Here is a 15,027-nt window from a genome sequence, read left to right as displayed (position 1 = left end):
AGGGGTCGCGTTTGTCATGTGCACCCCGGGGTGCCCTCAACACCTGCCTCATCGAGCCCAGCGAACGTCCATCAACCGAGAACGCAACGGCCTTGCGAACAGGAGTGGCGGTAGGCGGCAGGGCGGCGGCTCGAGGACCGGTCAGGCGCCAGGGGCATGGCTCCCGAGTGCCGGATCAGCAGGGTGTGGACGTGGCCGAGCGCAGGTGCCTGCTCCGCGGCGCGACGGCCACCGCCGTCCAACGGTAGACGCGGCGTTTTGGTGCCGGCTCTGTAGAAGCGGCGCTTCCACCCTGCCCCCTGGCAAGGATTCGGTCACTTACCCAGGCAGGCAAGAGAGTGACGGTATACCCGAACCGGGGTACCGGGCGGCCTCTGACGTGTAGCAACGGTCTTGTTCACCAGTGGGGGCGGGTCAGCCCGAACCGACCGGCCCCCACTGGGGGGTCTTGTCAGACGCCGCCGCCGTGTAGGCGGCAGGTGCGTTCGTCGGCCGGGTCGAGCAGGATCGCCGGAAGTTCCTCCAGGCCGAGGTCCAGGGCGCGATAGATACGGTGCCAGCCGTCGATCACCAGGCGGTTGCCGGGAGGCTGTGCGCACGGGAGGGGTACGACCAGGAGCGGTTTGGTCAGGTCGACGGTTGCGGCGTGGTCAGGGTCGATGCGGATGAGGTCCTTGACGCCGGTCAACGTCCGGATAGCAGCCGGGCGTACGGGGTGGCGTCGGGCCAGGCGGGTGGCCAGGTCTACATCCCATGCCCACCCCAGAAGGGCGAACATCTCGTCGGACATTGTTTCTCCTTCATGGCAGGGGCCCGGCCGAGCGGCCGGGCCCGTTGATGTGGGGTGTCAGTCCTGGGGCCTTACCATGCGGAAGCGGTTGGGGCGTTCGCTGACGAGCTCGGCCTCGCCGTTGTTCGCCAGGGTGTCCAGGGCGTTGGCGACCGCCCCGGAGGAACGCTTGAGAACCTTGGCGATCTCGTTGGCGGTGAAGGCGAGGTCGGGGTGCTTGATCAGGTGGGTCAGGACGTCCGGGCGCAGGGGGCGGGGGGCGTTGCGGTCGCCGCGCGAGGAGCCCCATGCGGTGGTGGCGCCGGTGGCCTTGGCCTGAGTGACGCGGGCGGCCTTACGGACGTCTGCGGTGCCGGTGTAGATGGCCTCCAGGCCGGTGGCGAGTGCTGCTTCGTCGTCGGTCAGGAGGGCCGCGTAGGTGGTGGTGACAGCGCTGAGGAGGTCGGTCAGGGCGCGGCGAGTGTCCTCGATCGTGCGGGCCTTGGCCAGGGTCTGGGCAGCCTGCTGACGGCGGGCCTCCTCCTCGGCCTGGGCGCGGGCCAGCTCGGCCTCGGCGATCGCGCGGCGATCGGTTTCCTGTTCCAGGATGCGCATCGCGTCCTGGAGGGACATGGCAGGCGTCGTGGCGGAGGTGTCTGCCGGGATGGCTGGGGCGTCCTGGGTGGCCATGTCGGGGGCGGCCGGGTCGGTCGGGGCCTCGGTGGACACGTCGGGCGTCACCGGAGCCTCGGTAGTGGTGTCGGGCGTCGCGGGGGCGTCGGCCTGGTCCTGAGCGTCAGGGGTGGCAGGAGCCCACGTGTCAGGAAGGGCGCGTCCCTGGTCGTTGCGCCCACCCGGGGCACGGACGGCGTTGCCTGCCTCGGCGAACGCTGTGAGGGCCTTGGTGGCGGTCGGGCGGGAGACACCGGCCGCCTCGGCGATCGTCGTGATGGGCGTGGCCGGGTTGGCGGTCAGGGCCTCCCACACCTTGGCCGCCGTGCCTTCGGGGCGGAAACCGATGGTCTCGGTAATCGTGTTCGTCGTCATTTTCGTTCTCCTTTGTTTGGGGCGCGGCCCACATTTCGTGGCACCGAATTCCTCGATGCATGACGACCATTTCTCGATTCCGAATGCGAAGCAAGCCGATTCGGTGATGCACGCAAAAATAAATGGATCTCTGATCGCCAAGCCGGGTAATGAAATCTTAGTGACGCCGAGAGGCCGCCTCAGCGCGAACACCTTTTCGGTGCATGCGTACCCCTTCTTCAACGCGCGAACAAACGCCTGTTCGCGACGGGAGTTCGGCGCAGGCGTCACATGGACAGCCAGAAGCTCCTGAAGACGAGAGATTCGAATATAAAGATATTGATTATGGAAGGAGAAATAGAGGATGAGGTGAGTAGAGCAGGGGCCGTCAGATTCGGCCGGAGGCTCGCTCCTTGCCAGGTTCTTGTCTGGTAATGCAAGTCGGGCGGGCCACCGGTAGCGCCGATGGCCCCATCTACCTGCGCGGACTCGCCAGTCGGGGGTACCGATCAAGGCGGCAGGCCGATCGGTAGGGCGATCGGCGCACCGGTCGGCGGGCCGAACGTCGGCGCGCAAAGTTCGAGCAACGAGGGCCTCGTGGCCGAGGCAGCAGGTCTTCATCGCAGCGGGCGTGCCCGTACTCTGAAGGGTGGGACCAGCCGGATAGCAGCCGGTTGGTCCCACCCTTCTTGGCGCCTACGCGACTCGGGGCAGGCAGAGCGCGGCTCACACGAGGTAGCCGCGCCGAGGGCTACCCCACAGTCGAACGTCACGGCGAACGCTGCTGCTGCGAGGCCCCGCCTGCAGATGTCGACGGTGGGGATGCCAGAGCCGACGAAGTCACGTACCTCGGCCTTGTCGTGGAACGACCTTCGCCAATTAAGTACGGATGAGTTTCCGTCGACCTGTAGAGCCGCATGTCATAATAAGCGGTCAACGATCACGTGTCCTCCTTTGAATTCCGCTGCCTTCGTCGCGCGATCATGCGCGTACGGTATATCGGGCATCGACTCATAGGCTCTCGTCAAGTCGCCGAGAAGCCGTTCGCCCCCTCATACGGAGTCGGCGATTACGCGATAGAGCTGCTCCGTTTTCGAGGAAGGCTTTCTGCCTCGGGCACGCAATTGTTCGCGTAGTTCGTCGTAGCAGTAATGCACGGCTTGGGGCCTGCCGAGGCGGGCGTAAACCTCCATCCGCCTGCGGTACAGATGCTCGGCGACGCCGTCGAGTTCTGTGGCGCGTTCGAGATAGCCGATCTCCAGTTCGGGCTGGGCTTCCAGATCGGCGAGTTGGGCGAGGGCCTGGACGATGCCGCGGTTCAAGGCGTCCGCCGTCTCCCACGCCCAGGGATGCGGAACATCGGGGAGGTAGGTGCCGGTATAGAGGTCAACGGCAGCGGTCAGCGCGGCGGTCTTCTCCGAGCCCGTGGCCACGGCCGCTGCGGCGAGCAGGTCGCGGATCTGCCAGACGTCGCAGCCGTAGAGGTCGGGATTGATCCGATATCCGGTGCCGCCCTTGAACTGGATGACGACTCGTCCGTAGTTGCCGGGCATCCCCAGGGCATCGCACATCTTGGCGCGGGTCGCCTTGAGGAGGCCGGCGAACCGGTCGCTTTGGGCTCCGGCTTCGGGCCAGAGCTTGTCGCCGGCGAGTGCCTTGCTCAGCAGAGAGGTGCGGTGCTCGGCGAGCAGGCCGAGCAGGGCCCACGTGTCGGTTCCCCAACCACCCGCTGTGCGGTTGGGGCCCTCAATGGCGCACTGGCCGATGAGGTGGATCGTGCCGCGCCGGTCAGCTGACGCCACGTCAAGAACGGCTGTGGGCCTGGTCAGCACCATGGCCGGTTGCGATGGTGCGCATTGCCCAGCCGACTCTGGAGGTGTCGCGGGGGTCGTCGCGTCCGTACCCCGAAGGGGCGTCACGGGGGCGGGAACTGCCCGCGCGGCGTCCATCGCCAGGGCACGTGGCGTTGGGGTCGCGGCGGGTGGGGCCACCGAACGACTGCGCCAGTTCAACAGGCCGAACGTCACCGCGAGTCCGACCAGACCATGTGCCACCAACGACGGTCCGGTCAGATTCTTCATCACTCTGCCGACAAGATGCCGCCGCATGCTGCCTCCCTCGTCCCTCTGGAGCGTTCGCACTGATCAGACCGCGCGCAGCGCCGGAACCGAGTACGTGAAACTCTTCACGGCGGCTACTGACCGGGGGCGCGGTGTCCAGAACCGCGAGAACGCCTGTGGCAGTGGGCTTCTGGGCCCGCGGCGCTGGGTGGTGAGAACCCACCATCGTGCGGAACTACTCACCGCCCGACACGGCCGAACAGGGAACACTACAGTTAGTGCTCGCACCACTACTCTCTGACTGGGGGTGACGGTGGACGGACAGAATCAGATCAACGCGCAGCGTCTACTGCAGGGTGTCGTTCCGGATGAGCTCTTCGCGTCGTACGCCAAGCTGCTCGCGGAAGACGGCTGCCCCGAGGACGACGCCGCGTCACTGCTCGGCGGCTGTGAGCAGGTGGCGGAACTGACCGCCCGTGGGATGGCACATCTCCGGCCAGACGGTCCGCTGGTGCCACCGCGTCTCGTGCCCGCGCCTCCGGAACTCGCGCTGCAAGGCGTCCTGACGGATCTCGCGCGCCGCCTCGTCGGCGATCAGGAACGGTTGCTGTCCGGACACAAGCGGCTGAACGAGTTCCATCAGACGCCGACGGCTGCTTCCTCAAACTCCGCGATGGACCGGCTTGTACAGATCGTCACCGATCGGGACGAGATCAGCTCCCTGTCCTACGCACTCATCAACGCCGCACGGCACGACTGGCTCACGCTGGACAACTACGTCCTGGAGGCTCCCGTCGCGGACTCCACCGGGTACGCGCCACTACCGGTCTTCGAGGGCCAGGTTCAGTGCCGTGCGATTTACGAGACCCGCTGCGCAGAGCATCCGATCGGCGCGAAGACGATCGAGGCCGCGGTGGCAGCCGGAGAGCAGGCCCGGCTGTTGCCTCGCGTCGGGATGAAGATGAAGCTCGCGGACGAAGCAGTCGCCCTCCTTCCTCTGACACCCACGGGGATGGGCGGGGCATTGCTCGTGCGCTCGCCCGTCATCGTCGGGGCGCTGCGGGAGTACTTCGAATTGCTCTGGGAGAAGGCGATCCCGTTCGGGAGCTCCGAGGCCGCCGGCCCCCTCACGTCCGCGCAGTCACAGGTACTGCAGCTGCTCACCCAGGGACTGTCCGACGAGGCGATCGCCCGGCGGATGGACATCAGCGTCAACACCATGCGCAGACATTGGACCGCCATTCGCGATGCGCTGGGCGTGGAGACCCGCTTCGCCGCCGGAGCCGCAGCAGCTCGCCGCGGCTGGATCAACTGAACCCGAGAGGCCTTGTCACATGCCCGGATACCTGGACTTCGTTCCCCAGCAACGTTTCCAGCCCACCCTCGCTCTGTCCCCGGACGGCCGGCTGGTCGCCTACTCCAGCCATGCCTCCGGGCACTACGACCTGTGGGTGGTCCCCGTCGCCGGGGGCGAGCCGCGCCGCGTGGCAGGCTTTGACGACCGGACAGTCCGGCAGATCGCCTGGACACCCTCAGGCGACCAGTTGGTCTTCACCGCCGATGAGCACGGGGACGAGCAGTTCCGCCTCTACCTCGTCGCGCTGAATGGCAGCGGCCTGACCGAGATCAGCTCCGGGCCAGACTGCCAGCGGGTCCTGGCCGGGTCGCCGTTCGACCCAACCGGCCGTTTCCTGGCCTACACCGCCAACGACCGCGACCCCGCCGCCCAGGACCTCATCGTCCACGATCTGGTGACCGGCGAGCTCCGCCGGTTCACGCCCCCTGAGGGGGTCGCGTTCGAGGCCGTCAGCCTCTCTCCGGACGGACGCTGGCTGCTGTCGACCGGCTTCCGCTCCAACACCGATATAGCTGTCTACCTCACCGACCTGGGGGATCCGGACGCCGAGCCGGTCTGCGTGACGTCCACCCTCGGTGAGGGGGTCTTCGACCCCGGGGTCTGGGCGGCGGATTCCAGCGGCTTCCATCTGCTCACCGACCATTGGAGCGAGTTCACCGCCGCCGCCTTCTACGACCTCGCAACCGGATCCCTGCACCCGATCGCCCGCCCGAACTGGGACGTCGAGGTCCTCGACGCCGCAGCCGGAGTCCGCATCTGGTCCGTCAACGAGGGCGGCAGCTCCCGCCTGCATGCCGACCGCGACGGTTCCTCCGTCTCGCTGCCCGACATCCCGCCCGGTGTCATCACCGCCCTGTCCCTGGCGCCGGACGCCTCCTTCGCGGTCGTCATGATCAACTCTGCGGCAAGGCCGGCAGAACTAGCGGTCTTGGACCTGTCTAGCCACGAGTTCCGCTACCTCACCGACACCCGCCCCCCGGCCCTGCACGTCATCGACCCCATCGCCCCCGAGCTGATCACCTACCCGGCTCGCGACGGGCGCGACGTGCACGCCCTGCTCTACCGCCCGGACGGCCCCGGCCCTCACCCGGTCCTGCTCTCCATCCACGGTGGCCCCGAATCCCAGGAACGTCCCGTCTACGCCCGTTCCGGCCTCTACCAGCACCTCCTCCACCAGGGCATCGCCATCCTGGCCCCCAACTTCGCCGGATCCACCGGCTACGGCACCGCCCACCAGAAGCTCATCTACTGCGACTGGGGCGGCATCGACCTCGACGACCTGGACCAGGCCGTCCAGTACCTCCACACCCTCGACTGGGCCGACCCGAACCGCCTTGCCGTTATGGGTGCTTCCTACGGCGGCTTCGCCGCTCTGTCCTGCCTGGCTCGCCTTCCCTACCCATGGGCCGCAGGCGTCTCCATGTGCGGTCCCAGCAACCTGCTCACCTTGGCGAAGGCGTCGCCCCCCACGTGGAAGACCTTCGTCGCCACCGTCCTCGGCGACCCGGACACGCGCGCTGAACACCTCCTGGCACGTAGCCCCGTCACCCATGCCGATGGCATCAACGCTCCCTTGTTCGTCCTCCAGGGAGCTCATGATCCGCGTGTCCCCCAGGCCGAGTCCGACCAGATCGTCGCTCGCCTGCGCGAACGAGGCGTCGAGGTCCGCTACGACATCTACCCCGACGAGGGCCACGGCTTCACCAACCGCGCCAACGAGTTGACGGCGTACGAGGCCATCAGCGCGTTCCTCCACACCCACCTGATTGCCACCACCGCCGACCGCACCGAAGCGCTCCAGGTGGGCTGACGGCCCCAAGCACAACGATGCCCACCCGTCGACCGGGTGGGCACCGTGAATCACGCCATCCAGGGTTCAGAATACCCGTCCACCCGCAACGCACCGCTGTCCTGCCCACCGACGGCGGACAGGAGGGACAGCAGGCTAAGGCGGTGGGCCCGCATCTCGCGGACGTTCTCCTCGACCGCGTCGAGAGAGGAGTCGAGGCTGACATTGAAGCTGCAGTTGTCGTCGCTGCTGACGTAGACGAAGGCCACGTCGCACATCAGTGAGAACAGCTTCGCCCGCACGTCATCGCCGCGCGCCGGGTACAGCTGTTCGAGGAAGGCCTCGAAGTCAACGGTGCTCATGATCGCCTTTCCTCCTGTGGAGACGTCCCTGCCCGTACGCCGGAGGTCGGCCTGATAGCAGCAGGCCGACCTCCCTTCATCCCGCTGCGGCGCCCGCACATTCGGCGCTCCTAGCCTTGAGTTCGAGGTAGACCCAGACCGTGTGCCCAGTCTGCGGGCTACCGGCCCGGGAGAGCTGCGCGGCGAGCTCGTTGACGATGGCGAGCCCGAACCCGCCCACCCGCTGCTCGTACTCGGCCTGCCGACGCCTGAGCTGCGGGACTCCAGCTCCACCGAGGTCATAGACCCCGAGGTAGGCCGGGCCGTCGTCCGGGAGACGGATCTCCACTCCGAACCAGCCTCCGGCGTGGCCGGACCGGGTGTGCAGCAAGGTGTTGGTCGCGAGCTCGGACACGATGAGCCCGGCGTCGTTCTCACGTCCCGTTCCGGCGAACAACGCCTCGACCATGCGCCGGGCGTGCCTGACCTGGTCCATTTCCCCGGGGAACACGCACCGCCACATCATCCGTTCGGGCGCGCGCGTCCGTTCCTGTTGTTCCTGTGGGTTTGTCGCTGCGATCATTCGCGGCGTTCCTCCTATGGTCGTTGGCCGCCGCATCCGGGTGGATGCGACGGGCTCCTATGGGGACCCGACTTCATGCCAGAGGTCAAGCCGCCCAGCACATGCGGGACCTCCTTCCTGAGTCGGACGCGCCTGCCGTTCGAGTACTGAACTGGTTACGGACAGCGAACACCTGCGAAACGGGGACCGTCAGGAAGAGACTGGAGGAGGTTGCAGGAGAACCCTCGGCTACCGGTACACAGGTGATTCCAAATGAGTGAAAATGGCGTCAGGCCCAACTGGGCGGAGGGCATCCGCGCGAAGCGACTCCACCGGTGCTGGAGCCAGAACGAACTGGCACGACAACTCGAGCTCGCGGCCGACTCCCGAACACGCGCAAGCCTGCCGAGCCGGAGCTCGATCATCCGGGAAATCCGCTTTCATGAGGCCGGCACTCACCAGCCCGGCCCGGTGTACGCCGAGCTCTACCGACGTGTATGGACGCGGAACCCGGAGCCGACAGCAGAATCACCGACCGAGTTGCCCGGTGACCACCTGGCCCTCGCTTGGACAGTAGGAAGGCTGAACCTGCGCATGGACCGCCGATCCGTCTTGCAGCTGGCCGCAGCCGCCACAGTAGGCGCGGCACTCGACCCAGCCCAACGCCTCATACGTGCCCTGGCCGGAGACCACCGGCCGGACGACACGACGATCACCCACCTCGAAGACCGGACTCGCGGCTTCCACCGCCTCGAAGAACACATTCCCGCCGACTCCCTCTATCCGGCGCTGCTCAGCCACCTGAACGAGGTAAGCGCCCTGCTGGAAGGCGGCCTTCCAGACCACCAGCGGAATCGGCTGGCAGTGGTGGCCGGGGAGAGCGCCATCTTGGCCGCATGGTTCGCCTGGGAGCAGGGCGACGAGCACATGACGGCCTCGCACACCCGCCTGGCCACCGTCGCCGCCAAACACGCGAACGATGACGCGATCGCCGCCTGCATGACCGGCTACCGCTCGTACATGACAGGCGGGAACGGCACCCAGAGCACCAGGCTCATTCAGCGAGGGCTCGACCGGATCGGGGAGGGCGATTCCGCAACACGGGCGTGGCTGCTCGCCCGCCGGGCCGAAGAGACGGCGCTCCTTGGCGACCACCGTGGCGCGTTGCGCTCGATTCACGAAGCGGCGGATGTCTATGCGGGCGTGAACATCAACGCCCGTCCGTGGACGTGCTTCCTCGACCCGGGGCGGTTCGCGTCCATGAGTCTGACCGTCCACTCGCGGCTCCGGCGCCAAGATGACTCCGCCGCCGCCATGGACGAGATCGCGCTACACCTCGGACCGACGACCGAGATCAAGAAGTTGTGCGTCGTCAAGGCCGAGATGGCGCTCGCGCATTACCGCCTCGGAGATGTCAACGAGGCCGTCGACTCCGCGCGGTCCGCACTCGACGCCACCACCGCGATGAACTTCCCCCTCGGCTGGGACCGCCTGGACAACGTCGCCGTGGAGCTCAAGCCCTCACGCACCCAAGTCGCCAGAGATTTCCACACGGAGTACGCCGCTACTCGCCCTTCACGGAAACAGCCGTCTCTTCTGTGATCCAGGTCAGATAGTCGGCCAGGCCACCCTCGATGGGGACGGCCACGATCTCCGGCGTCTCGTAGGAGTGGGCCTCCCTGACGACCACGATCAGCTCGTCAAGCCGGGCGGTGACGGTCTTCATGAGGATCAAGTACTCCTCACTCCGCTGGATCTCACCCTGCCACCAGTAGGTGGACACGATCGGACCGCTGATCTGAGCGCCGGCCGCCACCCGGCTCCCGACCACCGCATCGACGATGCGCTCGGCCTCTTCACGGGTCCCGGCGGTCACGTGGACCTCGACATGGCGGGTCATGACCCCGAGCGTACGTCCTTGAAACGATCACCTCCTCGTTTCAGTTCACGTAGAGCCTCCAGCTCCCGCCTCAGGGCATATGGCCCGGCGAGCATCAGGGCATGTACAGCGCTCACCTGCCGAGCCGATGCCCACATGCCCGACGTGGGCGCTTGGAACGGGACGACCTCGATCGAGTGAATCCGGAACGCGGCCGGATCCAGATATCGCTTGCCCCCGGTCCCGCATAGGTAGGTCCTCGCACCGGTCAGCCAGGCGAGGTCGGCCAGCCGCTGTGACCGTTCCCCCCGGGCGAGCAGATCGCTGCTGTGCAGGATCCGTCCCGGCCACCCGACCTCCGCCAGCAGCAGGCGGGTGGACAGCTCCGTCACGTCCGCCAGCCGATCCGTGCTCTCGAACGCCGCGAGCATGGGTTCGAGACAGCGCTTGAACGAGGGCCAATAGGCGCTGTGCCGGTAGTGGTCGGCGAGCAACTGGGCGACGCGGCGGCGGCAGCGGACGGGTTCGGCCAGGCGCGCACCGCGGATGGAGGTGGAGCGGCCATGGGGCAGGTGAGTGGCGATGGAGAGCCACTGCGTCCGCTGCGAGCCGTCGAGCGAGGCCAGGCGCGTGCGGTGCTGGTAGTCGCGCCGAGCGAACTGCACGTCGTCCAGGACGATCCAGTAGTCGGCCGCGAACAGCTTGGCCAGGGTCGCGAGCCGTGGCAGGAGGTTGGGTTGGTGGATGGCGCACATCTGCCCGTTCGGCGAGTCAGGGCGTGAGGAGCCTGCTGTCGAATCCGGCGTGGAGAAGAGCCTGGTAGGCGTCATGGACCTCTCCTGGGACGGGCTGCTCGATGGCGTAGCCGAGCTTGGGGTACTCGATCACGCGCTGGAGGTCGCCGACGAGCATGTCGATGACCAACTTCGGATCGCCGATCGAGCTGACGTAGTTGTCCAGCTCCAGCGGCTCGGAGGCGCACACCACCTCGACCTCGGGCCACACCTTCCGCGCCGTGGCGTACGCTCGGCGCTCCATGTACGGCTTGGAGATCAGGAGTACCGAGACGGGTTGGATGCCCGCATCGGCCAGTACCTGGCGGGACAGTGCGATGTTCTGGCCGGTGTTGGTGGCGTTCGGCTCCACCAGGATCGTCTCGTCGGGCATGCCGAGTTCCAGCGCGTGCTCGCGGTAGTGGACGGCTTCGCCGCGCGGGAACCGCGCTGCGGTGGTGGGGCTGGTGGCGCCGGAGAAGACGAGCAGCGGGAACCAGCCGGCGCGGTACAGCTCGACGGACGCGCGCGCGACCCCGAGGTCGTGGCTGCCCAGGCCGATGGCCACATCACACCGGCGCAGGTCGTGGTGCATCTGGTGGTAGTCCCAGATCGCGCGGGCGTGCCGCCACTGCTCGTCGGTGATGACCTGCTGCTTGACACTCACTCGACTGCTCCCTGATCGCCGTGGCAGAGGGAACTGGTCGTTGTCCCCCTGGATGGTCCGCTGGATGCCCTCGATGCTGCGCAGTTGATGCGCGAGCCCGTGCTGCGCGGCCTCGCGTGCGGCACGGTCGAGGATCATCAGCCCATCATCCACGGTGGCCCGGTCGGAAAGCAGGATGTGCCCGTAAGCCGTCTCCAGTCGTACGCGCTGCATGGGCGCGTCGGTGACTGCGGTGGCACGGGCGAGGTCGATCAGGCGCAGCGCCTCGGTGAGGTTTCCGGCGCCACGGTGGGCCAGGGCGAGTTTCTGGTGCGCGACGGACCAGTCCTCGGGCTCACCCAGGCTCTCGAACTCGCGGATGGCGGTCGTCATCAGCCGGGCGGCGTAGTCGTTCTTGTCGTTCTTGCTCAAGGCGGTGCCGACCCACAGCCGGGCTCTCGTCCGATCACGTGGCGAGAGCCGGTCGTCCACCGCCAGTGCCTCATACTCCTTGGCGGCCTCGTTCAACGAGCCCGACATCTCGGCGACCACCGCCAGCGACAGGTCGAGCTGGGCGATGCGGCGGGGGATGTCGAGCTGACCGTAGATCGAGCGGGCGTTGAGGTAGGAGCGGCGAGCGGACAGAGGGCCGGCGACTGCGCCTTGGTCACGTTGGAGGTCGCCGAGCAGCGTCGTCGACCGCGCGAACAGGTACAGGCCCTTGTCGTCCAAGGCGTGGGGGTCGTAGCGGGTGAGCCATCGGTTCAGCAGGTCCGTGGCATAGCTGAAGCTCTGGCGGCTGAGGGCGACCACGGCCCGGTCGAGGTCGTCGGTCCAGGTCTCGTAGTCCCAGGCCCGAGGGCCGACCCGGGTGACTCGGAGCCCTTGGTCGGCGTCCTGGCCGAGCTCCAGCAGCAGGGTCTCGAAGCGCAGGTGGGTCGCCGAGTCCGCGCGTGCCAGTGCGGTGTCCAGGATGGCCTGGGTGTCGGGGCGGGGCCGGGTGGCGGAGCCGAGCTGGTCCCACTTGGCCACGGTGCGGGGAGCGACGCCGAGGTGCTGCGCGAACACCCGCACGCTCATCCGTACGGCAAGACGAAGTGCATGCGCTTCGAGGCCGGTCCACTCATGCACGGTCGTCACGTCACTGCTCCCTTCCACGGCCATGGAAGCACGCAGAGGTACCGAGGGCCTACGGAAGTGCAACGCAAGTGCGACAGCGGGTCGTATCCAGCCGGGGCGGGGGTGGCCATGCTCGAAGAGCGGGCCAACAGCCCCGACCCACGGTAAGGACGGCTACCTTGTGGACACTCACCGAACAACACGATGTGGACGGCCCGATCGTCTACGGGTACCTGCGGCTGCATCGCTCGACCTCCGAGCGGCAGGCAGCGCTGACGGTGGCCCTCGTCCAGTACTGCGAGCGGCACGAGTTGCAGCTCTGCGGCATCTTCACCGATCGAGGGACCGATTCGGCGGACACCGTCGCGTTCACCGGACTGCTGGACGTCCTTCTTCTGTCCAACGTGTACGGGGTGGTTCTGCCCACTGCGCACCACTTGGGCGGGAAGCAGGTCGCTCCTCGGCGGCGGGAACAGCTCGACGCGATCGGGGCGAGGCTGCTGTTCGTGCGTGGAGCACTTCGTACGACCATCCCCTCTTCTGACGGGAACTCCCCTCGAACGGACGTGCCAAGTCACGGAAGCAGGCGTGCGGCACGTTGTGCTGCCACGCCGGGCGCGGGCGGCCCGGTGTAGTCATCCCCGCCGTACCGCGCCTTTCGGCGCGGGCTGGGCGGTTACTTCCCGTCGCCCAGCCCGCGCCATCAAGACGTCCCTGTTACCAAGGAGAGCCCATGCTGGGCAATGAGGCCGAGACCGCTGCCGACGCGGTGGCGATGAGGCAGGTGGTTGATCTTCAGCGCCGCGCCGGCGGCTGGTTCTTCCTGATGTACTCCCTCTACTGGCGCCGCCATATTGCCTTCTACCTGGGCGAATCCGATCACGGCATCATCCTTCAAGCGGGCAGTCCGGACGAGCTTTGGCAGCTCATGGATGGCGTTGCACCGCCCGACTGGCAGGTGGAGGGTCTGCCGCGCCTCACTACGGGTTCGCCGCCCGAGACCGTGAGCGTTCAGGCCGTGCTTTCCGAACTCCCGAGAGGGCGCGGGTGACAAGGCAAGACGCGGCCGAGCAGGAATCCTGTGCGCAGACGGTTGAGCCGACGCGGGAAGAGCCTGCGTTCGAGTGGGTCGCGTACGAAGCGGTAGGCAGTTTGCTCCGGGTCTCGCACACCTCGTGCTGCGGCCGGTTCGAGTGGGCGTCCGAGGGCGGCCATTTTTTCGTGCTGCGCTCCACCGATGACGGCGGCTACGAGGAGACCGGCCGCGGCCTCTACCGGCAGGCCATAGACGTCTACGTCACTCTGGCCGAGCATCACCGCGCCGAGCATCTACGCCGCAGAGAAAGGCCGGGGCCCGACACCTTCCTCAGAGAAAGAGCGTGGCGCGGCTGATCCCGGACCACCATTGCCAGTTGTTCATCACCGCCAAGACGAGGGGACCCAGCCTTGACCACCGACAACGACGTCGAGGAAGCCGCCGCGCTGCGCGCCGCCATGGTGTGCGAACTGCGTGATCAGGGGGCGTGTCAGTCCGAGCGAGTGGCAGCAGCCTTCGCCGCCGTGCCGCGACACCTGTTCACGCCGGGCGAGTCACTGAAGGTTGCCTACGCCGTGGACATCGCGCCGATCGTCAAGCGCGGCGACAACGGGCTGACCATCAGCTCCGTGTCCGCGCCACATCTCCAGGCGACCATGCTGGAGGCGGCTGACATCAAACCGGGCATGCGCGTGTGCGAGGTGGGCAGCGGCGGCTACAACGCGGCTTTGCTGGCCGAGCTCGTCGGCGACGGCGGACACGTCACCACGGTGGACATCGACCCCGAGATCGTCGAGCGCGCCCGCACCTTCCTCAACGAGGCGGGCTACGACCGCGTCGACGTGATGCGGGCCGACGCGGAAGAGGGAGTCCCCGACGCTGCTCCGTTCGACCGGATCATCGTCACGGCTGGAAGCTGGGACATCCCGCCCGCCTGGATCGACCAGCTCGCCGACGATGGCCGGATTGTCGTCCCTCTCCGGTTGAAGGGGACGACGCGTTGGATCGCGTTCGACCGCGACGGCTCGGGCTTGGTCAGCCGCAGCTACGGGTTGTGCGTCTTCGTGCCGTTCCAGGGGGCCGGCTCACACACCGAGCGGACCGTCACGATCGAGGACGGGGTGGTGCTACGCCTTGACGACGAGAACCTCAAGGTCAATGGGGACGCGCTGCGCCGGGCGTCGCACCTGCCGAGGATCGAACGCTGGTCCGGAGTCGTGTTCGACATGCCCGACGAGCAGGCGCTGTTCCTGCTCACCAACGCCTCAGATATGGCGCTGCTGTACGCCGACCAGGAGGCCGTCGACCGAGAGCTGATCGCGCGCCCGGCGCTCAAGGGCGTGCCCGCCCTGATCGGCAGCGACAGCTTCGCCTACCGGGCCGCGCGACCGAATGACGACATGAGCAGCGGATACGAGAGCGGCGTCTACGCTCACGGACCCTCGGCTGAGAACCTCGCCGCCCGGTACACGGACCTGCTGCACAGGTGGGCGGACAAGTACCACCGCCGTGGCGCCGCGTCCATCCGATACCTCCCTGAACCTGCTGACCCGCCAGCCCTCTCCAGCGGGGTCATCGCCAAGCGGCACGGGACCGTCGTCATCACCTGGCCATAGACCGCCGAGCTCTCCGGGGAGGTCTGACGATCTGCCTGGGAGCACCGGGGAACC

At 67.4% G+C, this 15,027-nt stretch carries 15 protein-coding genes; 7 read left to right on the top strand and 8 right to left on the bottom strand.

Annotated elements, in window-relative coordinates:
* Positions 1–451: 451 nt before the first annotated feature.
* The 3 genes from AB0I38_RS20105 to AB0I38_RS20095 form a co-directional block, all read right to left on the bottom strand.
* Positions 452–790: a hypothetical protein gene (locus AB0I38_RS20105; protein WP_358469785.1), complete on the bottom strand. Its 339-nt coding sequence runs from the start codon at positions 788–790 to the stop codon at positions 452–454.
* A gap of 57 nt (positions 791–847) precedes the next feature.
* Positions 848–1,816 carry a hypothetical protein gene (locus tag AB0I38_RS20100; RefSeq protein WP_358469782.1) on the bottom strand — a complete coding sequence of 323 codons (969 nt, stop codon included), beginning with the start codon at positions 1,814–1,816 and terminating at the stop codon, positions 848–850.
* 1,031 nt (positions 1,817–2,847) lie between these two features.
* Positions 2,848–3,630 (bottom strand): AfsR/SARP family transcriptional regulator, encoded by a 783-nt coding sequence (locus AB0I38_RS20095; protein WP_358469779.1) that lies wholly within the window; start codon positions 3,628–3,630, stop codon positions 2,848–2,850.
* A 532-nt stretch (positions 3,631–4,162) separates the two neighbouring features.
* Here AB0I38_RS20095 and AB0I38_RS20090 point away from each other — a divergent pair.
* Both AB0I38_RS20090 and AB0I38_RS20085 read left to right on the top strand, forming a co-directional pair.
* Positions 4,163–5,170 (top strand): helix-turn-helix transcriptional regulator, encoded by a 1,008-nt coding sequence (locus AB0I38_RS20090; RefSeq protein ID WP_358469776.1) that lies wholly within the window; start codon positions 4,163–4,165, stop codon positions 5,168–5,170.
* A gap of 19 nt (positions 5,171–5,189) precedes the next feature.
* A complete protein-coding gene (locus AB0I38_RS20085; RefSeq protein WP_358469773.1) occupies positions 5,190–7,022 on the top strand; it encodes a S9 family peptidase in 1,833 nt (610 codons plus the stop codon).
* Positions 7,023–7,072: 50 nt separating this feature from the next.
* On the opposite strand, the gene AB0I38_RS20080 is transcribed toward AB0I38_RS20085, so the two are convergent.
* Positions 7,073–7,363: a hypothetical protein gene (locus AB0I38_RS20080; protein WP_358469770.1), complete on the bottom strand. Its 291-nt coding sequence runs from the start codon at positions 7,361–7,363 to the stop codon at positions 7,073–7,075.
* Positions 7,364–7,439: 76 nt separating this feature from the next.
* The gene (locus AB0I38_RS20075; RefSeq protein WP_358469767.1) at positions 7,440–7,853 is read right to left on the bottom strand and encodes an ATP-binding protein; all 414 of its coding nucleotides are present in this window, start codon (positions 7,851–7,853) and stop codon (positions 7,440–7,442) included.
* Between the two features lie 324 nt (positions 7,854–8,177).
* Between AB0I38_RS20075 and AB0I38_RS20070 the strand changes: the two genes are divergently transcribed.
* A complete protein-coding gene (locus AB0I38_RS20070; protein WP_358469764.1) occupies positions 8,178–9,506 on the top strand; it encodes an XRE family transcriptional regulator in 1,329 nt (442 codons plus the stop codon).
* Here the strand turns inward: AB0I38_RS20070 and cutA are convergent.
* Genes cutA through AB0I38_RS20055 form a run of 3 tightly spaced genes read right to left on the bottom strand, consistent with a single transcriptional unit; the run spans position 9,469 to position 12,342 of the window.
* Positions 9,469–9,804, bottom strand: coding sequence for a divalent-cation tolerance protein CutA (gene cutA, locus AB0I38_RS20065; RefSeq protein ID WP_358469761.1), 336 nt, complete (start codon positions 9,802–9,804; stop codon positions 9,469–9,471). The genes AB0I38_RS20070 and cutA overlap by 38 nt on opposite strands.
* Positions 9,801–10,613, bottom strand: coding sequence for a WbqC family protein (locus AB0I38_RS20060; protein WP_358469758.1), 813 nt, complete (start codon positions 10,611–10,613; stop codon positions 9,801–9,803). Before AB0I38_RS20060 ends, cutA begins: the two co-directional genes overlap by 4 nt.
* Positions 10,555–12,342, bottom strand: a complete 1,788-nt coding sequence (locus AB0I38_RS20055; protein ID WP_358469755.1) for an ElyC/SanA/YdcF family protein — start codon at positions 12,340–12,342, stop codon at positions 10,555–10,557. The genes AB0I38_RS20060 and AB0I38_RS20055 overlap by 59 nt, the downstream gene beginning before the upstream one ends.
* A 158-nt stretch (positions 12,343–12,500) precedes the next feature.
* Here AB0I38_RS20055 and AB0I38_RS20050 point away from each other — a divergent pair, with 158 nt between their 5' ends.
* From AB0I38_RS20050 to fxlM, 4 genes are all read left to right on the top strand, one after another.
* Positions 12,501–12,956 carry a hypothetical protein gene (locus tag AB0I38_RS20050; protein WP_358469752.1) on the top strand — a complete coding sequence of 152 codons (456 nt, stop codon included), beginning with the start codon at positions 12,501–12,503 and terminating at the stop codon, positions 12,954–12,956.
* Between the two features lie 98 nt (positions 12,957–13,054).
* The gene (locus AB0I38_RS20045; protein ID WP_358469749.1) at positions 13,055–13,372 is read left to right on the top strand and encodes a hypothetical protein; all 318 of its coding nucleotides are present in this window, start codon (positions 13,055–13,057) and stop codon (positions 13,370–13,372) included.
* 101 nt (positions 13,373–13,473) lie between these two features.
* Positions 13,474–13,713: a hypothetical protein gene (locus AB0I38_RS20040; RefSeq protein WP_358469746.1), complete on the top strand. Its 240-nt coding sequence runs from the start codon at positions 13,474–13,476 to the stop codon at positions 13,711–13,713.
* A 54-nt stretch (positions 13,714–13,767) separates the two neighbouring features.
* The gene (gene fxlM, locus AB0I38_RS20035) at positions 13,768–14,973 is read left to right on the top strand and encodes a methyltransferase, FxLD system (RefSeq protein ID WP_358469743.1); all 1,206 of its coding nucleotides are present in this window, start codon (positions 13,768–13,770) and stop codon (positions 14,971–14,973) included.
* Positions 14,974–15,027: the final 54 nt, after the last annotated feature.

It is taken from the genome of Nonomuraea cavernae (assembly GCF_040655715.1).
In the GTDB taxonomy this organism is placed as follows: domain Bacteria; phylum Actinomycetota; class Actinomycetes; order Streptosporangiales; family Streptosporangiaceae; genus Nonomuraea; species Nonomuraea cavernae_A.
The sequence above is the reverse complement of the archived record's forward strand: the minus strand, read 5'-3'. Positions and strand labels throughout refer to the sequence as shown.